Origin of the sequence: Antrihabitans spumae (assembly GCF_043944905.1) — a bacterium.
Taxonomy (GTDB): Bacteria; Actinomycetota; Actinomycetes; order Mycobacteriales; family Mycobacteriaceae; genus Antrihabitans; species Antrihabitans spumae.
Map to the genome: position 1 here is coordinate 83,215 of NZ_JBIMSN010000029.1, position 22,929 is coordinate 106,143.

General features: G+C 62.7%; 27 protein-coding genes and 1 tRNA gene. 9 read left to right on the plus strand and 19 right to left on the minus strand.

Annotated elements, in window-relative coordinates; all coding sequences use genetic code 11:
- Entirely contained in the window at positions 1 to 714 is a 714-nt protein-coding gene (locus tag ACHIRB_RS07980; protein ID WP_199705155.1) for an ABC transporter, read from the plus strand.
- On the opposite strand, the gene ACHIRB_RS07985 is transcribed toward ACHIRB_RS07980, so the two are convergent.
- From ACHIRB_RS07985 to ACHIRB_RS08005, 5 genes are all read right to left on the minus strand, one after another.
- A complete protein-coding gene (locus tag ACHIRB_RS07985; protein WP_395112387.1) occupies positions 705 to 1,406 on the minus strand; it encodes a dienelactone hydrolase family protein in 702 nt (233 codons plus the stop codon). The two genes, ACHIRB_RS07980 and ACHIRB_RS07985, sit on opposite strands and share 10 nt — an antisense overlap.
- 3 nt (positions 1,407 to 1,409) lie before the next feature.
- On the minus strand, positions 1,410 to 1,997 hold the full coding sequence (locus tag ACHIRB_RS07990; RefSeq protein ID WP_395124645.1) for a LemA family protein: 588 nt from the start codon (positions 1,995 to 1,997) through the stop codon (positions 1,410 to 1,412).
- Between the two features lie 113 nt (positions 1,998 to 2,110).
- On the minus strand, positions 2,111 to 2,269 hold the full coding sequence (locus tag ACHIRB_RS07995) for a hypothetical protein (protein WP_395124644.1): 159 nt from the start codon (positions 2,267 to 2,269) through the stop codon (positions 2,111 to 2,113).
- Between the two features lie 124 nt (positions 2,270 to 2,393).
- Positions 2,394 to 2,588: a hypothetical protein gene (locus ACHIRB_RS08000; protein ID WP_395112384.1), complete on the minus strand. Its 195-nt coding sequence runs from the start codon at positions 2,586 to 2,588 to the stop codon at positions 2,394 to 2,396.
- 216 nt (positions 2,589 to 2,804) lie between these two features.
- Positions 2,805 to 2,879: transfer RNA gene (locus ACHIRB_RS08005), tRNA-Thr, on the minus strand.
- 58 nt (positions 2,880 to 2,937) lie between these two features.
- On the opposite strand from ACHIRB_RS08005, the gene ACHIRB_RS08010 reads away from it, so the two are divergent.
- Positions 2,938 to 3,315 carry a nuclear transport factor 2 family protein gene (locus tag ACHIRB_RS08010; protein ID WP_395124643.1) on the plus strand — a complete coding sequence of 126 codons (378 nt, stop codon included), beginning with the start codon at positions 2,938 to 2,940 and terminating at the stop codon, positions 3,313 to 3,315.
- Between the two features lie 56 nt (positions 3,316 to 3,371).
- Here the strand turns inward: ACHIRB_RS08010 and ACHIRB_RS08015 are convergent, their stop codons facing one another.
- Positions 3,372 to 3,611, minus strand: coding sequence for an MbtH family protein (locus ACHIRB_RS08015; RefSeq protein WP_199705149.1), 240 nt, complete (start codon positions 3,609 to 3,611; stop codon positions 3,372 to 3,374).
- Positions 3,612 to 3,742: 131 nt separating this feature from the next.
- Here ACHIRB_RS08015 and ACHIRB_RS08020 point away from each other — a divergent pair, with 131 nt between their 5' ends.
- Complete coding sequence (locus ACHIRB_RS08020; RefSeq protein WP_395124642.1) at positions 3,743 to 4,534, plus strand: alpha/beta fold hydrolase; 792 nt, start codon at positions 3,743 to 3,745, stop codon at positions 4,532 to 4,534.
- 119 nt (positions 4,535 to 4,653) lie between these two features.
- On the plus strand, positions 4,654 to 5,442 hold the full coding sequence (locus ACHIRB_RS08025) for a GGDEF domain-containing protein (protein WP_395127658.1): 789 nt from the start codon (positions 4,654 to 4,656) through the stop codon (positions 5,440 to 5,442).
- Between the two features lie 31 nt (positions 5,443 to 5,473).
- Here the strand turns inward: ACHIRB_RS08025 and ACHIRB_RS08030 are convergent, their stop codons facing one another.
- Positions 5,474 to 6,277 (minus strand): alpha/beta fold hydrolase, encoded by an 804-nt coding sequence (locus ACHIRB_RS08030; RefSeq protein ID WP_395127659.1) that lies wholly within the window; start codon positions 6,275 to 6,277, stop codon positions 5,474 to 5,476.
- Between the two features lie 160 nt (positions 6,278 to 6,437).
- Here ACHIRB_RS08030 and ACHIRB_RS08035 point away from each other — a divergent pair, with 160 nt between their 5' ends.
- Entirely contained in the window at positions 6,438 to 6,605 is a 168-nt protein-coding gene (locus ACHIRB_RS08035) for a hypothetical protein (protein ID WP_395112380.1), read from the plus strand.
- A 151-nt stretch (positions 6,606 to 6,756) separates the two neighbouring features.
- Positions 6,757 to 8,208 (plus strand): alpha,alpha-trehalose-phosphate synthase (UDP-forming), encoded by a 1,452-nt coding sequence (locus ACHIRB_RS08040; RefSeq protein WP_395124640.1) that lies wholly within the window; start codon positions 6,757 to 6,759, stop codon positions 8,206 to 8,208.
- Here the strand turns inward: ACHIRB_RS08040 and ACHIRB_RS08045 are convergent.
- The 12 genes from ACHIRB_RS08045 to ACHIRB_RS08100 form a co-directional block, all read right to left on the minus strand.
- Positions 8,205 to 8,711 (minus strand): h domain protein, encoded by a 507-nt coding sequence (locus ACHIRB_RS08045; protein ID WP_395124639.1) that lies wholly within the window; start codon positions 8,709 to 8,711, stop codon positions 8,205 to 8,207. The genes ACHIRB_RS08040 and ACHIRB_RS08045 overlap by 4 nt on opposite strands.
- Positions 8,708 to 9,469 (minus strand): hypothetical protein, encoded by a 762-nt coding sequence (locus ACHIRB_RS08050; protein WP_395124638.1) that lies wholly within the window; start codon positions 9,467 to 9,469, stop codon positions 8,708 to 8,710. The genes ACHIRB_RS08045 and ACHIRB_RS08050 overlap by 4 nt, the downstream gene beginning before the upstream one ends.
- The gene (locus tag ACHIRB_RS08055; protein WP_395124637.1) at positions 9,466 to 10,878 is read right to left on the minus strand and encodes an MCE family protein; all 1,413 of its coding nucleotides are present in this window, start codon (positions 10,876 to 10,878) and stop codon (positions 9,466 to 9,468) included. Before ACHIRB_RS08055 ends, ACHIRB_RS08050 begins: the two co-directional genes overlap by 4 nt.
- Complete coding sequence (locus ACHIRB_RS08060; RefSeq protein WP_395124636.1) at positions 10,875 to 12,098, minus strand: MCE family protein; 1,224 nt, start codon at positions 12,096 to 12,098, stop codon at positions 10,875 to 10,877. The genes ACHIRB_RS08055 and ACHIRB_RS08060 overlap by 4 nt, the downstream gene beginning before the upstream one ends.
- Positions 12,095 to 13,360 carry an MCE family protein gene (locus ACHIRB_RS08065; RefSeq protein ID WP_395124635.1) on the minus strand — a complete coding sequence of 422 codons (1,266 nt, stop codon included), beginning with the start codon at positions 13,358 to 13,360 and terminating at the stop codon, positions 12,095 to 12,097. The genes ACHIRB_RS08060 and ACHIRB_RS08065 overlap by 4 nt, the downstream gene beginning before the upstream one ends.
- Entirely contained in the window at positions 13,357 to 14,415 is a 1,059-nt protein-coding gene (locus ACHIRB_RS08070; protein ID WP_395124634.1) for an MCE family protein, read from the minus strand. Before ACHIRB_RS08070 ends, ACHIRB_RS08065 begins: the two co-directional genes overlap by 4 nt.
- Complete coding sequence (locus ACHIRB_RS08075; protein WP_395124633.1) at positions 14,412 to 15,455, minus strand: MCE family protein; 1,044 nt, start codon at positions 15,453 to 15,455, stop codon at positions 14,412 to 14,414. The genes ACHIRB_RS08070 and ACHIRB_RS08075 overlap by 4 nt, the downstream gene beginning before the upstream one ends.
- Positions 15,455 to 16,621, minus strand: a complete 1,167-nt coding sequence (locus tag ACHIRB_RS08080; RefSeq protein WP_395112369.1) for an MCE family protein — start codon at positions 16,619 to 16,621, stop codon at positions 15,455 to 15,457. Before ACHIRB_RS08080 ends, ACHIRB_RS08075 begins: the two co-directional genes overlap by 1 nt.
- A gap of 9 nt (positions 16,622 to 16,630) precedes the next feature.
- Positions 16,631 to 17,485, minus strand: coding sequence for an MlaE family ABC transporter permease (locus ACHIRB_RS08085; RefSeq protein WP_199705137.1), 855 nt, complete (start codon positions 17,483 to 17,485; stop codon positions 16,631 to 16,633).
- Position 17,486: 1 nt separating this feature from the next.
- On the minus strand, positions 17,487 to 18,251 hold the full coding sequence (locus tag ACHIRB_RS08090; protein ID WP_199705136.1) for an MlaE family ABC transporter permease: 765 nt from the start codon (positions 18,249 to 18,251) through the stop codon (positions 17,487 to 17,489).
- A gap of 480 nt (positions 18,252 to 18,731) precedes the next feature.
- On the minus strand, positions 18,732 to 19,652 hold the full coding sequence (locus tag ACHIRB_RS08095; protein WP_395112368.1) for a 3-oxoacyl-ACP reductase: 921 nt from the start codon (positions 19,650 to 19,652) through the stop codon (positions 18,732 to 18,734).
- Positions 19,653 to 19,695: 43 nt separating this feature from the next.
- Positions 19,696 to 19,887, minus strand: coding sequence for a ferredoxin (locus ACHIRB_RS08100; RefSeq protein WP_199705134.1), 192 nt, complete (start codon positions 19,885 to 19,887; stop codon positions 19,696 to 19,698).
- 143 nt (positions 19,888 to 20,030) lie between these two features.
- Between ACHIRB_RS08100 and ACHIRB_RS08105 the strand changes: the two genes are divergently transcribed.
- The 3 genes from ACHIRB_RS08105 to ACHIRB_RS08115 form a co-directional block, all read left to right on the plus strand.
- Positions 20,031 to 21,212, plus strand: a complete 1,182-nt coding sequence (locus ACHIRB_RS08105) for an acyl-CoA dehydrogenase family protein (protein ID WP_395112367.1) — start codon at positions 20,031 to 20,033, stop codon at positions 21,210 to 21,212.
- A gap of 28 nt (positions 21,213 to 21,240) precedes the next feature.
- Positions 21,241 to 22,359 carry an acyl-CoA dehydrogenase family protein gene (locus tag ACHIRB_RS08110; protein WP_395124632.1) on the plus strand — a complete coding sequence of 373 codons (1,119 nt, stop codon included), beginning with the start codon at positions 21,241 to 21,243 and terminating at the stop codon, positions 22,357 to 22,359.
- Between the two features lie 186 nt (positions 22,360 to 22,545).
- The coding region (locus tag ACHIRB_RS08115) for a transposase family protein (RefSeq protein WP_395127663.1) at positions 22,546 to 22,929 on the plus strand (384 nt) is incomplete at its 3' end.

Genomic DNA, 22,929 nt, shown 5'->3' on the forward strand with positions numbered 1-22,929 from the left:
GTGGATGTCGGTTCGTTCGTGCTTTTCCCGGTGAAAGTGACGCTCGCAGCGGCAGACTCGGCGTTGGTGGTTGCCGAGGGATCGATCGGCGTCGCGCGGTCAGCGCTGGCCACACCGTTCGGTAAGCCCGCGGTCGCCGATCAGCTCGAATTCGCAGGCCGGATGGCATCGCTGCTGGAAGACGACCGAGCACTCGGCCAGACCCTGCGACCAGGCGGACCGGTCGATCGCTTTCTGCAGCGCGGTGGCGTCGCCGATCGGTTGACCGTCCGCGACGGCCCGCTCGACAGGTTGCTCGCCGAGGGCGGCGCCGTCGAGCGATTGTTCGAACCCGGCGGGATCCTCGATCGGGCGCTCGAACCGGGTGGGCTCATAGACCGACTCGTTGCACCCGACGGTCCACTGGAACGGGTGACTGCCAAGGGCGGCATTGCCGAGCGCCTGCTCGAAGAGGGTGGCTTGCTCGACACCCTTGTCGCTGAGGAGAGCGCTATCGAGCGGCTCGTGACCCCTGGCGGTGCGCTCGATCAGCTTGCGACGGTTTCCTCTGCGCTGTCGTCGTTGGCACCGAATCTGGACCAACTCGGCCGCAGCATCGACCTGCTGCAGGACACGACGAACCGGCTCGGATCGGCGGTCGGGTCGCTCACCGATCTCGCCGCGCGGCTACCCGGACGCTGGCGTCGGCGCCCTGCGGTCGACGATCAGGTCTGATCCGCGGTGAGATGGGTGCCGAAGAATGCGAAAACTCGACGCCACGCGTCTTCGGTCGCCGCATCGTCGTAACCGAAACCGACGATGCGCAGTAGCGGGGCGGCCGGGTACTTGTTTGCGAAACTGTGCCCCGCGCCCTGATAAACCTTGACATCGTGTGGAATGTTCTTGCGCTGCAACGCTTTTTCCATCTTGGGACCGGCCCCGATGTTCACGACGTCACGGCTGCCGAGACTCGCAACGACGGGGCAGGCGCCCTCGAACACCTTCTCGTAGCTCTGGGCGAGGGACGGATAGAACGGCGCGGAAGCGTCGAATCCCTGCGATGCCATCACCAGTGCGAATCCGCCGCCCATGCAGAACCCGGCGATGCCGACCGATCCCGTGCAGTCCTCCCGGGCGATCAGATGATCTTTCGCCGCCTGCAGGTCGTCGATCGCTCGGCCTTTGTGGGCGTACAGGTCCGACATCACCTGCTTCACACAACGGACGACGCCGCCGCGTGAGTAGAGGTTCGGAGCGATCGCGATAAATCCCGCGTCGGCAATCCGGCGGGCGATCTCTTTGATGTCACTGCCGTAGGTCGCCATGTCGTGAACGACGACGACACCCGGCCACGGGCCGGCGCCCTCAGGGATTTCGAGCACGCCGTCGATCGGGCCGGCCGGGGTTTCGATCGTGATCTCGCTCATGGTTCACGAATGTAGCGGTTCGGGCTGCCCGGCTCCCGGTCTGGCTCGATCGGGCACCTCGAACAGCTCGACACGCGTGAATCCGAAGGCGTGGGCCAGCAGGTTCCTCGGCGCGGACGCTATCGAGCGGTTGTATGCCTGGGCAGCGCTGTTGAAGGTCTGGCGTGAATACGCGATTCGATTCTCGGTGGCGATGAGTTCGGTCTGCAGCTCGGCGAAACGGCGATTCGATCGGGACTGCGGGCTTCCTTCCGCGGAGGCCATCACGTGGCGAAGCGCGAGCGTCAGCTGTTCTTCGATCTCGGCCTGCACGCCGGGTTCACTCGGGGCGTCGGCACTTGCACGGGCTGCCTCGACCACGTCGAGAAGTCGCGTTCGGTCTTCGTCGAGCCCGTCGACAGCTCGAACGAGACCCGGCACGATTCCGTACCGTCGACGTAAGACCACGCCAACCTGAGACCACATGTCCGAGACTGACTTTCGTTGTCTCTCCAGTGCATTGCGAACTGCGAACACAAGTCCCGCGACGACGACGATCGCCACGACCGGCCCGAGTACGGCGAGAACGCCCACTACTACCCCTACCTGCATTCGCCAGCCACGTTTTGGATCGGCCAGACAAGTGTCGAGGTAGGACGCACAGCAAAGTAGCCACCCTCGGGTGGCAAATACCCACCCTAGGTGTCTGGAATCCGAGAGCCGGTTCAGTCTCGGTTGGGAGGCCGCAGTATTCGCAGCAGTAATCGGGTCATCATGCGGGTGTCGGCGTTCCCGAGTTCGATTCGGCGACGCAGTTCGGCGAGCTCGACGTCGTTGCTGATCAGCCGCTCGTCTGCTTCGGAAAACTTCGAACGGGCGATCATCTCGACCTCCTGCCAACCCGCAGCGTGTGTGTCATCTCAAGGTAGGCAGGGCTGCGGACGAGTACACGAGTAGTCAGCTACCTGTATCGCCGGTCACTACTACTTTCGGCGGGCCGTAGTTCCTTCAGGGCGTCGATCCGGCAGCAACGAGCAATCCCGTCGCAATCGTCGCGACGACGGTCAAGTAAGGCGAGGCCGCGGCGATCGCGCGATAGCCGCGGCGGCCGAGCGTTGCCAATGCTGCAGCGCGGATCGGGCGGGCACGAAAGTGCGGCACGGTCGAGCGAGCGGACAGCTCACCTGCAGTGATTGTGGCCATCGGTGAGAACCTTCTACTGGATCGGGTTGGCCTGTTCGGCTGATCGAGTAATCATTACTCATGCGAAGCACTCTGCGGAAGTCTCATGAGATGGACGACACAGTAAACATCCAGCAAACAGGAGATATCGACGTCGCGATTCCAACGAACGGGCTGTCAGTGTCCAGTTTCGGCGCGAAATGTGGCACTGGTGGCCCGTTCGCGGACGAATCGAAGTGGAGCCTCCTAACGGGATTGAACCGTTGACCGCTCGCTTACAAGGCGAGTGCTCTACCGCTGAGCTAAGGAGGCGGGAAGCGTTGCAATCATACCGGCAGCACGGATGCGACCGAACACGTAGGTTTCAAGTGTGAGCACATCGGAGATCGCGACGGTCTTGGCGTGGCATGACGCACTCAACTCTTCCGACGTGGAAACACTTCTGGATTTGTCGAGTGACGACATCGAAATCGGCGGCCCGAGGGGCGCTACGCAGGGGTTGAATGCCTTGCGGGACTGGGCAACCACTGCGGGGATCACCTTGGAACCACAGCGGATGTATGCCCACGACGGCATCGTCGTCGTCGAGCAGACTGCGGCTTGGGCGTCGGATCCGGGAAACACCTCGACGGTCGCGACAGCGTTTCACGTTTCGCGCGATCGGGTCGTGTCGGTGTTCCGACACGGCGATCTCGAAACGGCGCTCGGGGCGACCGATCTCAGCGAAGCCGACCTGGTCGACTCCTAGAACCGATTCACGCCGCCGCCGACCGAAGTCGACGGCGTCGCAATTCGACGTGACTCTCAGGCGTTCTTCGCGCGTGCAGCTTCGTCGGCAGCCATCGCTTCGCGAAGGCTCTTCGGACGCATGTCGGTCCAGTTCTGCTCGACGTACTCGACGCACGCCGGACGGCTTTCCTCACCGAAGACAACCCGCCAACCAGCGGGAACCTCTGCGAAGGTCGGCCAAATGGAATGCTGGTCCTCATCGTTCACCAGAACGTAGAACCGGCCGTCTTCGTCATCGAAAGGATTGGTGCTCATCTCACCTCATTGGTTGCAAACGCTGTGTTGTTCGAGTCTTTCACCCCGCACGGACGACCCTAGCAAGGATGCCCTGATCACCGCGACGAGCTGCCGATCTGCACTACTTCGCCGAGCGAGGAGCTGACCTGTTGGACATTGTCGAAGGAACGCTCGAACACGATCTTCCTTACTACGCATTCGGAGCCGGTGAGCCTCTGGTGGTGTTGCGCTGGTTCACACCCGACCATGCCAATCCGACGGGGCTGGAACGCCGTAGCGAACTGAAGGCTCTCGAAGACCTCGGGAAATCGTTCCGTGTCTACGCCGTCAACCGGGCACCGCACATGCCAGCGGGTACCACGATGGCCGATATCGCCAACGATCATGCCGATGCCATCCGCACGCAGTTCGGCGAGGCCGTGTTCGTGCTCGGCATGTCATCGGGCGGGTCGCTTGCTCTGCAACTTGCCGTCGACCACCCCGACGTCGTCCGCAAACTTGTGATCGCGGGCTCTGCCTACACACTCACCGAGAAAACGCGCGCGGTGCAGCGCGACTACACCGAAGCCGTCGCGGCAGGCAAGCGCGGCGCGCATCTGCAGGCGCCCGTCACCGTCGGCTCGAAGCTCGAGCAGGCTCTGCTGGTTCCGGTGTTGTGGCTCACCGACCCCTTCCTACGCCCCGAGGACCCTCAGGACATGCTGCATTTCGCACAGGCCGAGGATTCGTTCGACGTCGGAGATCGCCTCGGCGACATATCGATGCCGACCCTTGTCATCGGCGGCGATCGAGATCTCGCGTATTCGACCGAGCTTTTCCGCGCGACCGCGGCGGGCATCCCTGGCGCCGAACTGATCATCTACCCGAAGGCCGGGCACATCGGAACCTTCACAAACAAGCGCTACGTCGACGACGTGACGACCTTCTTGCGTGCGGGCTGAAAGTTATGCCGGCGGGCTTCCACTCCGGCGTCCCTGCATCGGTCTTGCATCGCGCGTACCTTGAAGCCCGAGGGAACCATACTTTTGTTATGTAGCCACCAACTTTTCCGGGGTCTGAGATGGATTCACCTGACGAGCCGGCTCGGCAGCGCAAGCACAACCCCAGCCTCACCTCGCGCGAACGCCCTGGTGATGTACGCGATGCTGCGGCCGCCGAGCTTGATGCGCAGGCCACCTCCGGGGACATGGCTGCTATCGAACGCGACGCCGCTGCTGTCGCGCGCGATGACGTCGGTATCGCTCGCGAAGTGGACGGTGGTGGCGTTGAAGCTGTGGCGGCACACGCTAGGTATTGGGCATTGCGAGATCGCCTCGGCGCCGCTTCTGATCGACTTTTCGCAGCCAACATGCGTAGCCATGCTCAAACAGATCGCTCGAACGCTGCCGAGGACCGACACGACACATCGATCGATGAACTCACTGGCTCGTACCGGCGAGATTCTGGCCTGATCGAGATTGCGCGCGACCTCGGCGCCGCGCGACGTACCGGCCAATCCATGGTGCTCGGATTCCTCGACGTCGATGGCCTCAAACAAGTCAACGATCGACATGGGCACGCGGCCGGCGACAATACGTTGCAGGCTGTTTCGGTAACACTGAGGTCGATGCTGCGTGAGTACGATCTGACGGTTCGCTACGGAGGCGACGAGTTCCTCTTTTCCGTCGTCGGCGCGACCGAACAGGATGCTCGCATGCGAATCGAGGCGGTGAACGCTGCTCTGTCCGCGGCGGGACAAAACTCCGTCACCTGCGGCCTTGTCACCATCGGCGTCGACGAGACCCTTGCCGCTGCCATCGACCGAGCAGACCACCTGCTCTACGAAGGCCGGCCCCACGATGGACCATGAGTAGTGCAGCCGCGCTTCACATTTCAGTGCTTCAGCTGGCGAAGAAGTCGATCAGCGCCTTGTTTACGGCATCCGGCTGCTCGAGGTAGCCGAAATGCCCCGCATCCGGAATCTCTTTGTAGACACCACCGGGGATCACGTCGGCGACCTCGCGCGACAAGTAGGGCGGAATCATCCGATCGTCGGCGAAGCCGATGGACAGACACGGCACCCGGATAGCTCGGTACGCCTCGACCCGGTTGAAGTCGTGATCCATCTTACGTTGCGCCCGAATACCCGGCGACACAGCACCGCCGGTGAACTCGAAAAGGTCTAGCCAGTCGGCCGCCGACCGCGGATCTGCCAGCGTTGCCGGTGAGAGGTTCATCACGGCGGTCAGGGCAGCTTCGTACTTCGCCGGCAGTGTCACGCCGCTTGCATCGAGTTCGTGTTCGCCGAGCGAGAGAGTCTTCTGAAACTGATCCAACCTGCCGTGCCCGGCCATGAAGACCGCCTTCCGGACCAGTTCCGGCCTGGCGAGGGCCAATTCCTGAGCGACTCGCGAGCCCATCGACGTGCCTGCGACGAACGCCGGACCCTCGTTCAAGTGCGTGATGAGGCCGGCCGTATCTGCAACCAAGTCGCTGATCTGCATGCCGTTGGCGCTCTCGGTCGAGGGAGCAATGCCACGGTTGTCGAACGTGCACACGCGATAACCGGCACTGACCAGCGCGGGCACCTGATGCAGACCCCACACGCGGCCAGGGCTTCCGGTCCCCATGATGAGGACGACCAGTTGCCCGGTCCCTTTGACCTGATAGTTCAGCGAAATACCGTTTACAGACGCCGCCGGCATCGACTCACCCTCCTGAAAGATCTTGGACGCACGCGAGCGCAGTCCGCAGGCAACGGTAATGCAAGTGCGCAGCAAGTGGCGTCGAGGCAACCAGTTCTCCTAGAGTCGTCTGCAAAGAAGCTGCGGCCCCTGATCGGGCCGCTATCCGGGAGGAGCCACGATGGCCACCAAAACTGCAGCCGAAATCGCCGAAGAAGATCTCGAGCCCGTCGCCGACGAGACCGCGCGTCAGGCACAGCGTGTCGTCGCTGCCTACGCAACCGACGCCGACGAATGCCGCATGCTGCTGTCGATGCTCGGAATCGTCGCCAGCGGTCGCACCGAGTAGTCGAGCCGCCCTTACGACCGGTGACCAGGCGATGGTTGGGCACCGCTCGTAACGGGAATAGCCGACATAACGCGCACACTCGAGGGAACATGGTCTCGAACACCGGCGCGTACAACAGCGTCTACAAAGAGCGCATACCAACAGGAGAAACGTGACAGGGTCGGATTTTGTCGTTGTCGCGAACCGACTTCCGGTAGATCTCGAAACCCTTCCTGACGGCAGTACCCGGTGGAAACGCAGTCCCGGTGGACTTGTCACCGCCCTCGAGCCCATCCTTCGCGGAACACAAGGTGCGTGGGTCGGGTGGCCGGGTGTTCCCGATGTGGAACCAGAGCCGCTCATCGAGGACGGCGTCGAACTGCATTCCGTGCCGTTGAGCGCGAAAGAGGTCTCCGACTACTACGAGGGCTTCTCGAACGCCACACTGTGGCCGCTTTACCACGATGTCATCGTCAAACCCGAGTACGACCGCAAGTGGTGGAGCGCGTACGTCGAGGTCAATCGCCGATTTGCCGAGGCGACCGCCAAGGTTGCCGCCGACGGTGCGACTGTCTGGATCCAGGACTACCAGCTACAACTGGTGCCGAAGATGCTGCGGATGCTGCGCCCCGACCTCACCATCGGCTTCTTCCTGCACATTCCGTTCCCACCGGTCGAGCTTTTTATGCAGATGCCGTGGCGGACCGAGATAGTCGAGGGTCTCCTCGGCGCCGACCTGATCGGCTTCCATCTGCCCGGCGGCGCGCAGAACTTCCTGTATCTGGCGAGACGCCTTGCGGGACAATCGACATCCCGCGGCAGCATCGGTGTGCGCTCGAAACTCGGTGTCGTTCAAGTGGGTTTCCGTACGGTTCGCGTCGGCGCATTCCCGATTTCGATCGATTCCGGACAACTCGACGAGGCATCGAAGAGCAAGTCGATTCGCGACCGCGCCAAGCAGATTCGCAAAGACCTCGGCAGCCCGAAGCACATCATGCTCGGCGTCGACCGACTCGATTACACGAAGGGCATCGACGTTCGGCTCAACGCCCTGCGCGAACTGCTCGACGAGGGACGTGTCGATCCTGAGGAGACCGCGCTCGTCCAGCTCGCTACGCCAAGCCGCGAACGTGTCGACAGCTACGTCAAGATGCGCGGTGATATCGAGCAGCAGGTCGGCAGGATCAACGGCGAGTACGCCAGAGTCGGCCATCCCGTCGTGCACTACTTGCATCGGCCAGTCCCCCGCGACGAACTGATCGCCTTCTTCGTCGCCGCCGACGTCATGCTGGTGACACCGCTGCGCGACGGTATGAACCTGGTCGCCAAGGAGTACATCGCGTGTCACAGCGATCTCGACGGCGCCCTCGTCCTGAGCGAGTTCACCGGTGCCGCAGCCGAATTGCGCCAGGCGTACCTGTGCAATCCGCACGATCTCGACAGCGTGAAGGACGCGATGATGTCTGCGATCGATCAGGATCGTGAGACGCGTCGACGCCTCATGCGAGCGCTACGCCGCCAGGTTCTGACACACGACGTCGATCGCTGGGCCAAGTCGTTCCTCAGCGCGCTCGGCAACGGCGAAGTCGGCGGGTCGGCCTTGATGTCGAACGACGAGAGTTAGATCTTTTCCAGTCCCGAGATGAGCCACTCGCCGTCGGAGCGGTCGAGGCTGACCCGCAGGCGGCTCGCTGTGATCGGGTTGTTCGGGAACTCCGGACCGGTCGTCAGTTGGTTGAGATAGACGAGCACTACAGCGTCGTCTTCACCCGCTGACGTCACACCCGCGGCCTCGACCGTTGCAGAGACGTTGACCTGCTTACCCTTGACCGCAGGGATGATCGCGGTCTCGATGACGGTCTTGTACTGCTCCTTGAAATCGCCCGTCAACCTGTTGAGCGCATCGTGCAGCTTGGCGTCGGCCGTATCGCCGTCGTAGGCGAACATCTGGACGACGAGTTCCCTTGCCGCGGTTGTCGCGTCGGCTCTTGTTTGTTCGATCTGCGCGTCTTCGCGGTGATCCATGAAGAGTCGGACAACCGCGAAGGTCAGTGCGACAATCACGACGACCGTTACGGACGCGACCGCAATCCTGACGTAATTCCGCTGTGCATCGGTATTGGTCATGGCACGAACTCCACCTTCGATGCTGTCATTCGGCCGTCTGCGTCGGTCACTGTCACACGAAGTCGGAACGTGCGGTTCTGCATCTCGGTCGTCCCCGCGTTGGTGAATTGCATGCCTGCGACGACGAGCACGGTAGCGGTGTCGCCGTCGTCGCTCTCCAGCGCGGATTCGATGATGTCGCCCTCCGCGTCGATCTGCAGACGTTGGACGATATCGGCGAGCGGGTCAGATTTGCTCCCGAAGTCCTGCATGAACTCGCCGCTCGATTGATCGAGCAGCGCCTTGACGTCGTCGCTCGCCGAATCCTTCTTGAAACTCGTCATATTGAGGACGACTTGGCGAGCCGTCTTCACAAACTCGCCGCGCCGCGCGTCGCGCGAATCGTCGTTGCGCTTGGCGATCGCGAGAACGACCGTCGCAGCGACGAGTGCGACGATCACGAGTGCGGCGGCGCCCGCCAGCACCATGCTGCGCACACTCCGCTTGGTCCGCGGCTGCTTCGACTCGGCCTCGGCGGGGGTGGAAACCACAGCTGTCGGGGTCGGCGCCGGGGCACTTTTGGTACTCGAATCAGACTTTGCAGCAACGGGTTTGCTCAGTTCGACAGGCTTGCTCGTTGTCGACTTCGTCACCAGCGTTGCGTGGGCTTCACCGGGCGGCGGGCCCGCCGGCCGACTCGACCGACGGCGACCGCGGGGCGCGGCGCCTACTGCTTCGTCCGGCTTTTTCTCTGCGTCCTGCTCGTTATCGCTACTCATAATCCCAATTGCTCGGTCATCACTGTTTGCCATCCGGTCGATGGCTTCTCTCCACTATCCTGCGCCAGGCTGGGTTCTTGATAGGTCTGGCCATCCGGACCGATGAAGATTCCATTCTGCGGATCGTATGGCCGCGCGGTCGCACCGGGTGCAGGAGCACCCTGCTCATAGCTGCTCGGCGTGAAGCCCTCGTAAGGTTGCGGCGGTCCGATCGCCGGGTTGTTGCCGAGTGGGACGTATCCCTCGGCGCTGCGGCATATTTCGGGGCTCGGCGCGCGCTTCCCTGGAACTTCCATACAAGGGGTGTTGCGCGCACCACGGACTGCCTCAGGACCTTCCGGGGCAACCTTGCAGAACAATCCGGGCGGCGTCGGCGGCACGCTGTAATCGGTGAAGGCGCGACGCTGATCGGGCGGCAGAAAGCCGGTTGTGCATGCCGGTGGATCGTTGAGTTCCAGATGGAAGTCCACCAGCGCGCCTTCGTCGAGCGGCCCGCTCGTCACCGCTGTGTAGAGCGCGGCGATGAGCGGCGGATAAACCACGAGGATCTGTTCGATGCCCGAGTGATAGATCGCGCTAACCTCACCAACGCTCACCAGGTTGGCGAGGAAGATCGGCAATGTCGGCCGCAGGTCCTGGAACAGCTGGTTCGCCTCGTTCGCGGCGCCGGGGCCACGTTCGATCACCGATCGAAGAACAGGATCGCTCACGCGCAGTTGATCGGTGAACGTCATCAGATCTTGGGTCCAGCTGCGGATCGCGTCGCTCGTATCGACCTGGGTGTCCAACAGCGGACCGACCTGGTCGATGAGGGTCTTCGTCTGTTCCGAGTTCGCGTCCGCTTCCTGGATGAAGAGGTAGGCGGAATCGAGGAATTTCTGCAGGTCCGGCCCTGCACCGTTGAACGCTTTGAACGCCTCGTCGACGACGGTCGCAAGGCGCGTATCGGCGATACCGCGGAGCAGTCGGTCCATCTGATCGAGCATCGGACCGACGTCCTGCGGGAGGGCGGTATTGCTGACCGCGACCGTGTCGCCGTCGCGGAAGTCGGGCCCCTCGTCGGAATTGGGAATCAGGTCGACGTACTGCTCGCCGACCGCCGAGACGCTTTTGACGACGGCTCGCGAATCCGCGGGGATCTTGTAGTCGCTGCCGATCGACAGTTCCGCGTCGACACCCGTCGGGGTCAGCCGAACAGCTTCTACCTCACCGACATTCGTGCCGCGGTAGGACACGTTGGCGTGCGAGTACAGACCGCCGGTCGACTCGAGCTGCACGGTGATCTTGTAGCGTCCGATGCCGAGCATCGCAGGCGCCTTGACGTAGATCGTCGCCATGGCGACGACGCCTATCACGGTCAGTACCGAGAAGATGATCAATTGCCAGCGAACGAATCTCGAAAGCATCATGGTGTCGGCACCCCCGGCAACGGAACCGTGATGCCCGGGATCGCAGGCAACCCGGGGATCGGTGGGAGACCAGGGATCGTCGGCGCCGCCGCCGGACCGGCGGGTGGCGGCGGTCGGAGCGGATCCGCATACGGATCACCCTGTTGCGCTGCGGTTCCCGCACTCGTACCCAATACTCCCTCAGGGCCACCGAGCGAGCCACCGAGCGGTGTGCCGGTGAGGAAGTTCGCGTCCAGGCGCGGGCCAGTGAGGTCGAGCATCATCATCAGGTTCGCGTAGTCGCCCTTGATCGCGTGATCCATGGTCTTCATCGGGAACGGGAAAGTGATGAGCAGGCTGAGCACATTTGTAAGGTCGTCACCGGTGTCGGCAAGCGATTTGAGCACTGGTGCAAGACTTTTGAGATTCGCCTTGAGATCTTCCCCGCTGCTGTCGATCAACCGTGTTGCCGTGTCGCTCAATACACCGAGGGCGACGAGAGCATTCGTGAGGTTCGGTCGCTGTTCGACGAGAACCTGTAGCGCAGGGTGGATCTGCTCGAGCGCTGCGGCGAGCGTGTCCTTCTCCTGGGCAAAGGTGACGGCCACCCGGTCGAGGCCTGACAGCGCGGCAACGATGTCGCCCTTCTGCGCATCGAGCTTCGTCACCAGCTCGGTGATCTGTGGGAGCAGATCGTGCACCGCTCCCTCGCGTCCGTCCAGCGCAATGTTCAGTTCGCGTGTGATGTCCTGCAGCTGAGCCAATCCGCCACCGTTGAGCACGACCGACAGCGACGACAGCGTCTGCTCCGTTGTCGGGTACGCGCCTGCCCGATCGAGCGGTATGACGTCGCCGCCCTTCAGTACACCCTCGGGCTTCTGATCCGTCGGTGGCGCAAGCTCCAAGTGGTTGGAGCCGAGCAGGCTGGTCTGCCCGATCTTCGCCACAGCGTTGGCGGGCAATTCGACACCGGGATTGATCGACACCGTCACCAGCGCGTGCCAACCTTCGACCGTGATGTCCTGCACCGACCCGACCGTCACGTCGTCCACTCGCACAGGCGAATTAGGCGACAGAGTCGTCACGTTCGGCATCTGGATTCGGACTTGGTACGACCCGTCACCTGTTCCTTCGGCGCCCGGCAGCGGCAGCGAGTTCAAGCTTTCCCAGCCGCATCCGGACGCTCCGATGCCTACGGTCGCGACAACTGTCGCAATGATCAACCGCTGACGACGCTTCACCGGCCACCACCAGGCAGCAGTAGCGAGCCGAGGTCGAGCGGCGCGGGCGCGGTCACGGGACCGACAGGAGGTCCGCGCTTGGGAATCTCCGCTTCGAGTGACGGCGGGCTGTATTCGATCTGATTCGGGAACGCGTGCACGCCGGACGCCGGATTCAGCAGCAGCGGTGGGTAATTCAGCGCCAACGTATTCATCACCGGCGCAAGCAGCTGTGCACAGAGGTCGGCGCTGCGCTGCGACTCGTTGCTTTCCAAGCTCTGGATGGAGCCGCAGATGAAATTGATCGGATTCGCGAAGTTGCCCAAAGCGATTGCGCCGGTGAGTGTTCCCTGGGCCGGCTTGTAGATCTGATAGAAATTCGCCAGCGCCGTCGGGCCGACGTGGAGGACCTGTTCGAGTTCCGGGCGCTTCTCGGCAAGCACAGCCGTCGCATCCGCGAGCCTGCCGACGCTCTCGCTCAGCGATTCCCGGTTGTCGGTGACGAACCGCTGCACATCGCCGAGCGCCGCATCGAGATCGCTCAGGGCAGTGCCGAGTGCATCCGAACTCGACGCAAGCACGTCGGACACCGAGGCGAGCCGATTGCCGAATTGGACAATCTCCACATTGCTGTTGGACAGCGCGGATACAAACGCCTGCAGATTCCGAACGGTGGCGAAGAGGTCGGTCCGGCCGTCGGACAGGATCCTGATCGTGTCCGACAACTCGTGCAGCGTCTCCCGCAACTTCTGGCCGTTGCCGTCCAAGTTGTCCGCCGCTGTGTTCACGAAGCGGCCGAACGAGCCCTGTTCGTCGTTTTCTACCGGGCCCAAAGCTGTGGACAGTTTGGTCAGTTCGGCTTTGATGTCGTCCCATTCGACAGGCACGGCAACGCGATCCAACGGTATGACCCCGTCGTCCGACATGGCCGGACCGCCGTCGTACACCGGCGTCAGCTGGACGAACCTGGCCGAAACCAGCGACGCCGCGATGATGACGGCACGAGCGTCTGCAGGTATCTCGACGGCGGAGTCGACCGACATCGTCACTTTCGCGGAGTCGGCGCCCGGTTCGATCGAGTCGATTTTTCCGACGTTCACGCCGAGAACGCGTACATCGTCGCCCGCGTACAGACCAGTCGTTGACGGGAAGTACGCGACGATCCTGGTCTTGCTCACGCGGGTCAGGTAGACGTAGGCGGCGACGGCAACGAGGGCAAGTACCAATGCCGCAGCAGTGGCGATGAGCCACTTGCGATTGGGGCGCGTAGCTGTCGTGGTCATCGGTTCGGATCCCTCAGCTCGATGGACGGCAACGGATCGAGGTACGCCCGCAGATCGTCCGGCACGTGCTGCGGCCACACCAACGCGTCGACCATCGTGCGAATCACTTCGCCCGATCCGAAGTTCGACACGTAGGCCTGGAAGTACGGACCGCTGCCGACCTGCTCACCGAGCGCGAGCGCATAGGGACCGAGCCCTTCGAGTGCCTGCGCGAGGTTGTCCTTGTTCTGCTGCAGCAGTGCGAGGACCGAATTCAGCTTGTCGAGGGTCGGCTTCATCTGCGCTTCGTTGTCCGCGACCAGACCCGTCAGCTGTTGCGAAACCGCCGAAATGTTGGTGATCAGTTCGCTGATCGCCGTGCGACGCAAATCGAGCTCGCCGAGCAGTTGATTGCCGTCGACGAGCAACGCGTTGACCTGCTCGCCACGGTCGGCGAGTACCTGGGTGACGCCCTTCGCCTTGGTGAGCAGCTCGCGCAAGCTCTCGTCGCGCGCGTTGATGCTCTGCGAAAGCCGGGTGACGCCGTCGAGCGCTTCGCGCAGCGGCGCCGGGGTGTCCTTGAACGCCGCGGTGAGGGTGTCGAGTGTGGTGTTCAGCTGATCGGTGTCGAGATCGCGAATCGTGTTGCTGAGATCGCCGAGGGCATCGTTGAGCGAGTACGGCGACGTCGTCCGATCGAGCGGAATCGTGTCGTCCGCGTCGATCGCACCGGAACCGTCCGGCGTCACGAACAGCGATTTGCGGCCGAGCACGGTGTTGGTCTTGATTGCCGCGGTCGTCCGATCGCCGAGCTCGATGCCTTCCGAGACGGTGAATTCGACGAGCACCGCGGTGCCGTCGAGTTCGATGTTCTCCACCTTGCCGACGTTCACGCCTGCAACTTCCACCTGATCACCGGTGACCAGACCGCCGGCATCGGCGAAGTTCGCGGTGTAGGCGATTCCGGAGTGGATGAACGGCAGCTTCTCGTACTGCAGCGTCGCAACGACGATCGCGAGACCGACGACTATGCCGACGATTCCGCTCTGCACGAGGCGCGAGGGTTGTGTGTTCACGATGGCGCACACCTACCGTTCGTCTGACCGTCTGGCAGGTTGATGACGAGGTCCTTACCGTCGGGTCCGGTGACTTTCAACTTCGTCGAGCAGACATAGAGCTGCAGGAACGAGCCGTAGGTGCCGAGCCGGATCAACTTCCGATAGGTGTCGGGGAGTCGTTCGAGCACCCATTGAATGTCGTCGCGGCCCAGGTCGAGCTGATTCGCTGTGCGTCCGGTCTGCTCGATCGTGGCCTGCAGATCGGGTCGGGCCGCTTCGAGCAACTCGGCGAGATCCCCTGTCGCGCCAGCGATTCGAGGAATAGCGTCGCCGATCGGTTCACGATCCTGCGCCAGCCCACTGATCAGCTGCTGCAATTTGTCGATCGTCGTCGAGAACTGATCCCCTCGATCGTCGATCGTCTTCAACACGATGTTGAGATTGGTGATCACGCTGCCGATCAAATCGTCGCGATCGGCAAGTGTTTTGGTGAACGATCCGGCCCCACCGAGCAGTGCGACAAGCGTCTGACCCTGACCCTGGAACACCTGAATCAGCGCGGCTGTCAGATCGTTGACCTGATCGGGATCCAGTGCACGCAGTAGCGGTTTGAAGCCACCGAGCAGCATGTCGAGATCGAGAGCGGGCGCCGTCTGTTCCTTCGGAATCGTCGCGCCCTCCGGCAGTTCCTCCCCGGATCCCGGCGCGTCGAGCAATTCGAGATAGCGATCGCCGACGAGGTTCTCGTATCGCACAGTCGCTTTGGTGCTGCGCAGCAGCGGGTACTTCGATTCGACGTCGAATTCGACGTGAGCAAGGTTGTCCCGCCCGACCTCGACGCTGCTCACCGAGCCGACCGGCACACCTGCGATCCGGACCTTGTCACCCGACCCCAGACCCGACGCGTTGACGAAAGTCGCGTGATAGTCCTTGGTACTCGCAAACCGAACCTGGCTGAAAACGATTGCGAGACCGGCGAAGATGAGCGCCATCACGAGAGCGAAGATGGTGAGTTTGACAGTGGTCGCCCGCTGGCCGCGCCTTCTCCTACCTTTCATCAGTTCACCCCCGGCATTCCACCGAAGAGAATCTGAAACACTTTGGGCGCGTTGACCGTCAGTCGACTGTTTGGCACGTATGGGGTCTCGCCCGTATCCAGGACGACGTAGGGCGCGTGTTCGCCGGGCACGGGGTGCGGCAGTCCGTAACAATTCGGTCCGCCGGTCGCGTTCACCACGGGGAGATCACGCGGGTAGACGTAGGGGTCCACGCCGTACATGAAGCTCGAATTCAGTGCGATGCCTTCTTGATTGCCGCCGAACACAGCTTCGGCCAACGGCAGGGCGTCGCTGATTCCGACGATCAGGCAGTTGAGCACGGGCGCGTACATCTCCAACAGTCCGGTGGTCGGTCGCAGCAGATCGAGCGCGGATACCAGGCTCGCCTCGTTCTCGGTCAGCACCCCGTTCGCCGTATCCGACAGTCCGATCACGCTGAGCAGCAACGAATCCAGGTTGCGTTCCTCGGCGACGATGGTGTCGCTGGTGCCGGTGACGTTGGAGAGGGTCTTCAGCAGTTCGGGCGAAACGTCCGCGTAGAGATTGGTGACCTCGGCCGCCGCTGCGAAATCTCGTTGCAGCGCAGGCAAACTCGGATTCATCTTCTTCAGATACGAATCCGTCTGCGCGAGCAGCTCACCGACCTTTTCACCGCGCCCCTGCAGAGCAGTCGCCAACGCGCCGAGGGTTGCGTTGAGCTTCTCCGGCTCGAGGGTGCGCAGCACATCGGACAGGTGCTGGAACAGCGTGTTGAACTCGACGGTCACCGAATCCGCGGCGATGGTAGTGCCCGCCTTCAATGGCGTCGACGACGGATCCTGTGGCACAACGAAGTTGACGTACTTCGCGCCGAACACAGTTGTCGATTTGATATCGACCGTCGCATTCGACGGGATCATCTTCAGCATGTCCGGCCTGATGTCGAGCGTCAGCTCGGAGCCGTCGGCGGTCAGATCGATCGAGGCGACCCGACCGACTTCGACGCCGCGCATCTTGACCTTGGCATCGGGATCCATGACCAACCCGGAGCGTGGTGCGGTGACCTTGACGGGAACGGTTTCGGTGAATCCGCCCGCGAACATCACCATGGAGACGACGACGATCACCGCGAGTGCGGCGACCATGCCGAACCCGACAAGCTTCTTGAACCATCCCGATTCCAGCATCGCCATCACCTAACCCGACAGGTTGAAATTGCCGGAGGAACCGTAAATGGCGAGCGAGATGAGCAGGGTGACGGTGACGACCGCAATCAGCGACGTTCTGACGGCGTTGCCGACCGCCACGCCGACGCCGACCGGACCGCCCGATGCGTTGTAGCCGTAGTAGGTGTGGATCATCATCACGGCAATGGCCATCACGATGGCTTGCGCGAACGACCACAGAATGTCGGTCGGTATCAGGAACGTCGAGAAGTAGTGGTCGTACACACCCGGCGACTGCCCGTAGATGAAGACAGTCGCGAACCTGCTCGCGAGGAACGACGCGATGACAGCCAGTGAATACAGCGGGATGATCGCAATCATTCCGGCCATCACCCGGGTGCTGACGAGATACGGGATCGACGGCACGGCCATCACCTCGAGCGCGTCGATCTCCTCGGAGACCCGCATGGCGCCGAGTTGCGCGGTGGATCCCGCCCCGATCGTGGCTGCCAAGCCGATGCCCGCGATGACGGGGGCTGCGATTCGGACGTTGATGAAGGCCGCGAAGAAGCCCGTCAGAGCTTCGACGCCGATATTGCCGAGCGAGCTGTAGCCCTGCACCGCAATTGTTCCGCCCGCAAACAGCGTCAGGAATCCGACGATCACTACGGTGCCGCCGATGACGGCCAGTGCGCCGCTGCCCATGCTGATCTCGGCGATCAGGCGGATCGTTTCGCGGCGATAATGGGTGAGCGCCATCGGTGCGTAGGCAATGGCCTTGCCGTAGAAGATCGCGTGTTCGCCGAGTGAATCCAACGATTTCGATGCGCGTTTCGCGCGGATCTTCGTCCGCGGAAACCGCTGGGAGAGAACAACTACGGCCATGTCAGCCCGCCGTCAATTTGATGCCGACGGCGGTGACGACAACGTTGACGACGAACAACGCCATAAACGCGAACACGACTGTCTGGTTGACCGCGTCGCCGACGCTCTTGGGTCCACCTTTGACGCCGAGTCCGAGGTAACACGCCATCAGCCCGGCGATCATGCCGAACAGTCCCGCCTTGACTTGAGAAATGATCAGTTCGCCGAACCCGGTGAGCAGCGTGATCCCGTTGACGAAGGCGCCGGGATTGACGTCCTGCAGAAATACGGAGAAGAGGAAGCCGCCAAGGATGCCGATCGTGCAGACCAGACCGTTGAGGAGCAGGGCGACGAACGTCGACGCAAGCACTCGCGGCACAACGAGGCGCTGAATGGGATCGATGCCGAGTACGCGCATCGCGTCGATCTCTTCGCGGATCGTGCGGGCGGCGAGGTCGGCACAGACAGCGGTAGCGCCCGCACCCGCGACGATCAGAACGGTGACGATCGGTCCGACCTGTGTGATCGAGCCGAGGGCAGCGCCGGCGCCACTGAGGTCGGCGGCGCCGATCTCGCGCAGCAGAATGTTGATCGTGAAGCTGACGAGCACGGTGAAAGGGACTGCAACCAGGATCGTCGGAATGATCGACACCCTGGCGATGAACCAGGACTGGTCGATGAATTCGCGGGTTTGAAACGGCCGACGGACAGACGCTCGGGCCGTATTGGCGACAAGTTCGAAGAATCCGCCGACGGCGCGCAAGGGCACAGTAAGGAGGTCGTTCAACACAGCACCTCGACTCACTCCTGTCGTCCCGAACTCGGGTTAGCGTAACTAGAACGTGTTCACGTGTCAAAGCCCTGACCAGCATCGACGCTTACTTGCAATATATACACACTCGGTTCGGCGAACTGCCGAATACTTCCACAGTCCCGAGTCCGTTCACAACTCACCCCGCACGAAGGCCGCCATACCGATCGGCGATCTCCGACTTCGACTGAACAGTACTGCGCTGCAACACAATTGCTGCATCGATTCCTGCGTCCCAACCGGCTGGTGACCTCGGGCCGCGACCAAACCAAGACCACGCGCCCTTGCTGCGATCGGGAAGAAATCCAGGCGACGAGCAATGGGTACAGAGAGATCGCCGTGTCCAGATTTACACCGTATATTGAAACACGTTGCACCTAAGTTCCCACTTGCGCCTAGCCCCTCTGCGCACCCCTCAGCCCATCTTGACCCCCCAGCCGAGGAAATGGGCCGGATTCAGACCTTAATCTTCGGCTCCAGTCGCAGCGCCTGCGACGCCGAGAAGGTCAGCGTTGCGTCCCGATCGGCAAAGTAGTCACCGAGGCCGCCTGCAAGTTCGCCCGCCGACCAAGCCGACCCGACCGCATCGAAGCGTTGCTCGACGGTCGGAGCAGCCATCAGCGCAACCATCGGACCGTACACAACGAACACCTGCCCACTGATCGCGGCTGCGGCCGGCGATGCCAGATAGGCGACGAGTTCCGCGACATGTTCGGGCGATAGCGGATCGTCACCGCCGTCGGGTGCCGCACCGAACACACCTTCGGTCATCGAGGTCCGCGCTCGAGGGCAGATCGCATTCGCTCGGACCCCGTACCGCGACAATCCGCGGGCAGCAGAAAGGGTCAATGCCGTGATGCCCGCCTTGGCCGCACCGTAGTTCGCCTGACCCTCCGGACCGAGTAGACCCGCTTCGGACGAGGTGTTGACCAGACGTCCGTAGATCGGCGCTCCGGCATCCTTCGACTTCGCGCGCCAGTACTGAGCAGCATTGCGACTCAGCAGAAAGTGGCCACGCAGGTGCACCTTGAGAACAAGATCCCAGTCGTCGTCGGACATGTTGAACAACATCCGATCACGCACGACACCCGCGTTGTTGACGACGATGTCGACGCTGCCGAACCGCTCCTGCGCGGTGGACATCAAGGCATCGGCCGTCACCCGCTCGCTGACGTCACCACCGACGAATGCCGCGTCCGCCCCCACCGCCCGTAACTGATCGAGGGTGTCGTCGACCGCGTCGCTTGGTCCGAGGTCGTTGATCACCACCGCGGCACCTGCACGCGCAAGTGCGATCGCCTCCGAACGTCCGAGACCCGCACCCGCTCCGGTCACGATCGCCACCAGGCCTTCGAGACTCACTTCCGATTCGCTCACACGCCGAACTTTAGAACGTGTTCTCGTTCCGAGCAACCATGGGTCATGGCTGCTCGCGCAACGCGACCTTCGGGCACTGCGCTATCGCATCGCGGACATCTTCTTCACGACCGGCAGGCACAGGTCCACTAGCCACCTGAAGCTCGTCGTTATCGTCGAGATCGAAGATATCGGGCGCGATTCCAACGCAAATGCCGTTCGCCTCGCATTGATCGAAGTCGACCTTGATCTCCATGACAGCACCCCTCAGCGAATCGGAAAGCGACGACGAAGGGCGTCGAAACCGGGCTGCGGTTACTCGCCTTCGAGGTTCAACACTAGAACCTGTTCCACCTCCTGTGCAATGATTCGAACAAGTGGGATGAGAGGCAAAGAGACGTGCGAATCGCGTACACCGCGGAGCAACAGCAGCTGCGCGACGAATTGCGGGAATACTTCGCTCGATTGGTCACGCCGGAGCGCCGCGAGGCACTGAGCTCGCAATCAGGCGAAGTCGGCTCGGGCACCGTCTACCGCGACATCGTCGCGCAGATGGGCCACGACGGTTGGCTCACGCTCGGCTGGCCCAAGGAATACGGCGGCCAGGAACGCTCGATGATCGACCAACTCATCTTCACCGACGAGGCCGCGATCGCGGGCGCGCCAGTCCCGTTCCTCACGATCAACTCCGTCGCGCCGACGATCATGCACTACGGCTCCGAGGAACAGAAGAACTACTTCCTGCCGAAGATCTCGGCCGGTGAACTGCACTTCTCGATCGGCTACTCCGAACCCGGCGCCGGCACCGACCTCGCAAGCCTGCGAACGACGGCCGTCCGCGACGGTGACGACTGGATCATCAACGGCCAGAAGATGTGGACGAGCCTCATCGCCTACGCCGACTACGTCTGGCTGGCCTGTCGGACCGATCAGGACGCCAAGAAGCACAAGGGCATCAGCATGTTCATCGTGCCGACCGATGCCGAAGGCTTCTCGTGGACTCCGGTCCACACGATGGCAGGTCCAGACACCAGCGCCACCTACTACCAGGACGTTCGAGTGCCTGCCACTGCGTTGGTCGGCGAGGTCAACGGCGGCTGGCCGCTCATGACCAATCAGCTGAACCACGAGCGTGTGGCCCTCACGTCCGCCGCCCCGCTGCAGACCTCGCTGGCCGAGGTCCTCGAGTGGGCGCAGAACACCAAGGCCACCGACGGTTCCCGCATCATCGACCGCGAATGGGTTCAGATCAATCTCGCCCGAGTCCACGCCAAGGTCGAGTACCTCAAGCTGATGAACTGGGAGATCGCCTGGACGGTCGGCGCTGCGCCGAACAAGTACGACGCGTCGGCGTGCAAGGTCTACGGCACAGAACTCGCGACCGAGGCCTACCGACTGCTGATGGAAGTGCTCGGCGCGTCCGCGTATCTGCGCCAGGGCTCCCCCGGCGCCGCGATCCGCGGTCGCATCGAACGATGGCACCGGTCGGCGTTGATTCTCACGTTCGGCGGCGGGACCAACGAGGTCCAGCGCGACATCATTGCAATGACAGCCCTCCGCCAGCCACCTGCGAAGCGTTGAAGGCTTCGTCGTAGATATAGAGGCAACAATGGATTTCACTCGCACCGAGGCACAGGACGACCTCGGACAGCTCACCCGCAGCATCACCGAGAAGCTCGTTACGTCGGATCGACTACGCGCGCTCGATGGAGCCGAGGACCGCTTCGACGACGTCACCTGGCGTTCGCTTGCCGAATCCGGTGTGCTGTCGGCGGCACTTCCCGAGACGGTCGGCGGTAGCGGCTTCGGCATCCTCGAACAATGCAGCGTGCTGCAAGAGCTCGGGCGGACCCTCGCGGCAGTCCCCTACCTGCCATCGATCACGCTCGCGGCAAGCGCACTCGCCCAATTCGGCTCCGCTGAGCAGCGCGACTTGGCACGCAAAGCCGCACTGGGCGAGACGATTCTGACCGTTGCTCTGGCCGAGGAATACAACGACGAGCCTGCGCGACCGGCAACTCGAGCAGAGCCGGACGGTGCAGGCTGGGTGCTGTCGGGAACGAAAACGACTGTGCCCGTTGCGACATTGGCCGCTCGCCTCCTGATTCCCGCGTCGACCCCCAACGGGACGGCGGTGTTTCTCATCGATCCGGCGGCGCCCGGTGTGACGATCACCCGCCAGCAGGTCGTTGATCTGAGTGCCGAAGCGATCGTCGAGTTGGACGACGTACGCGTCGCTGCCTCCGATCTTGTTGGCACCGAAGAACGCGGACCCGAGATCATCGACTGGCTGCTGACCCGAGCAGCCGTCGGTATCAGCGCACTACAGCTGGGCTCGCTGGAGCGAGCGCTGGAAATGGTGAGCGACTACGCCCGTGAGCGCACCCAGTTCGATCGCCCGATCGGCAGCTTTCAGGCTGTCGCACAACGCCTTTCCGATGCCTACATCGACGTGAAGGGCGTGCGGCTAGCGGTCACACAAGCGGCGTGGCAACTCGACGACGGATCGGCAACCGAGGCGTCGATCAGGACCGCGAAGTTCTGGGCCGCCGATGCCGGCCATCGCGTAGCGCATACGGTCATCCACGTGCACGGCGGCGTAGGCCTCGACCGCGATCATCCGGTGCACCGCTACTTCCTTGCCGCGAAGCACAACGAGTTCGCACTCGGGTCCGCGACGGATCAGCTGCGCAGGCTCGGGCGCCACCTCATGCTCGTCCGCAGCTAATGGAACTCCCGCCGAGCGCAGAGGCGGCTTCGCCGCTCGTGAGTCTTTTCGGAGGGCGGGACCACCGAAAAGAGGCTCTTGTGCTCTATCCGTGGGTGGTTGTGGTGCTGATGTGAGCGCACGCCGTTGTCCCAGTAGCGTTCTGGCTTGTCTAAGGTCGGTCGGCTACTTGTGCGGGAGAACGGCGTGCGCGATTCCAGGATATGGCGTCTGGTGTTGGGTGTCCAAGACACGGTGATCGAACGAGTTGTCTTCGATGAGGACGCCGGTGCGGTGATCGTGTCGGTGCGTCCGCAGGCGAAGGCAAAGTATCGGTGCGGTCTGTGTCGGGCACGGTGTCCGCGCTACGACGGTGGGGTGGGTCGGCGCCGGTGGCGCTCGACGGACTGGGGCGAGGTCGCGGTCTACCTCGAGGCGCCGGCGCCGCGGGTGTCGTGTCGCGAGCATGCGGTGGTGGTGGCGGCAGTGCCGTGGGCCCGCCATGGTGCTGGTCATACCCGCAGCTTCGACGACACCGTGACGTGGATGGCGACGCAGATGTCGCAGAGCGCCACGCGTGAATTGATGCGC

Bases quoted from the DNA above. Each gene is read 5' to 3' on its own strand.
- ACHIRB_RS07985 (WP_395112387.1), bottom strand. From the start codon at position 1,406: ATGAGCGAGATCACGATCGAAACCCCGGCCGGCCCGATCGACGGCGTG.
- ACHIRB_RS07990 (WP_395124645.1), bottom strand. From the start codon at position 1,997: ATGCAGGTAGGGGTAGTAGTGGGCGTTCTCGCCGTACTCGGGCCGGTC.
- ACHIRB_RS07995 (WP_395124644.1), bottom strand. From the start codon at position 2,269: ATGATCGCCCGTTCGAAGTTTTCCGAAGCAGACGAGCGGCTGATCAGC.
- ACHIRB_RS08000 (WP_395112384.1), bottom strand. From the start codon at position 2,588: ATGGCCACAATCACTGCAGGTGAGCTGTCCGCTCGCTCGACCGTGCCG.
- ACHIRB_RS08015 (WP_199705149.1), bottom strand. From the start codon at position 3,611: ATGAGCACCAATCCTTTCGATGACGAAGACGGCCGGTTCTACGTTCTG.
- ACHIRB_RS08025 (WP_395127658.1), top strand. From the start codon at position 4,654: ATGGATTCACCTGACGAGCCGGCTCGGCAGCGCAAGCACAACCCCAGC.
- ACHIRB_RS08030 (WP_395127659.1), bottom strand. From the start codon at position 6,277: ATGCCGGCGGCGTCTGTAAACGGTATTTCGCTGAACTATCAGGTCAAA.
- ACHIRB_RS08035 (WP_395112380.1), top strand. From the start codon at position 6,438: ATGGCCACCAAAACTGCAGCCGAAATCGCCGAAGAAGATCTCGAGCCC.
- ACHIRB_RS08045 (WP_395124639.1), bottom strand. From the start codon at position 8,711: ATGACCAATACCGATGCACAGCGGAATTACGTCAGGATTGCGGTCGCG.
- ACHIRB_RS08050 (WP_395124638.1), bottom strand. From the start codon at position 9,469: ATGAGTAGCGATAACGAGCAGGACGCAGAGAAAAAGCCGGACGAAGCA.
- ACHIRB_RS08055 (WP_395124637.1), bottom strand. From the start codon at position 10,878: ATGATGCTTTCGAGATTCGTTCGCTGGCAATTGATCATCTTCTCGGTA.
- ACHIRB_RS08065 (WP_395124635.1), bottom strand. From the start codon at position 13,360: ATGACCACGACAGCTACGCGCCCCAATCGCAAGTGGCTCATCGCCACT.
- ACHIRB_RS08075 (WP_395124633.1), bottom strand. From the start codon at position 15,455: ATGAAAGGTAGGAGAAGGCGCGGCCAGCGGGCGACCACTGTCAAACTC.
- ACHIRB_RS08080 (WP_395112369.1), bottom strand. From the start codon at position 16,621: ATGCTGGAATCGGGATGGTTCAAGAAGCTTGTCGGGTTCGGCATGGTC.
- ACHIRB_RS08085 (WP_199705137.1), bottom strand. From the start codon at position 17,485: ATGGCCGTAGTTGTTCTCTCCCAGCGGTTTCCGCGGACGAAGATCCGC.
- ACHIRB_RS08100 (WP_199705134.1), bottom strand. From the start codon at position 19,887: ATGGAGATCAAGGTCGACTTCGATCAATGCGAGGCGAACGGCATTTGC.
- ACHIRB_RS08110 (WP_395124632.1), top strand. From the start codon at position 21,241: ATGGATTTCACTCGCACCGAGGCACAGGACGACCTCGGACAGCTCACC.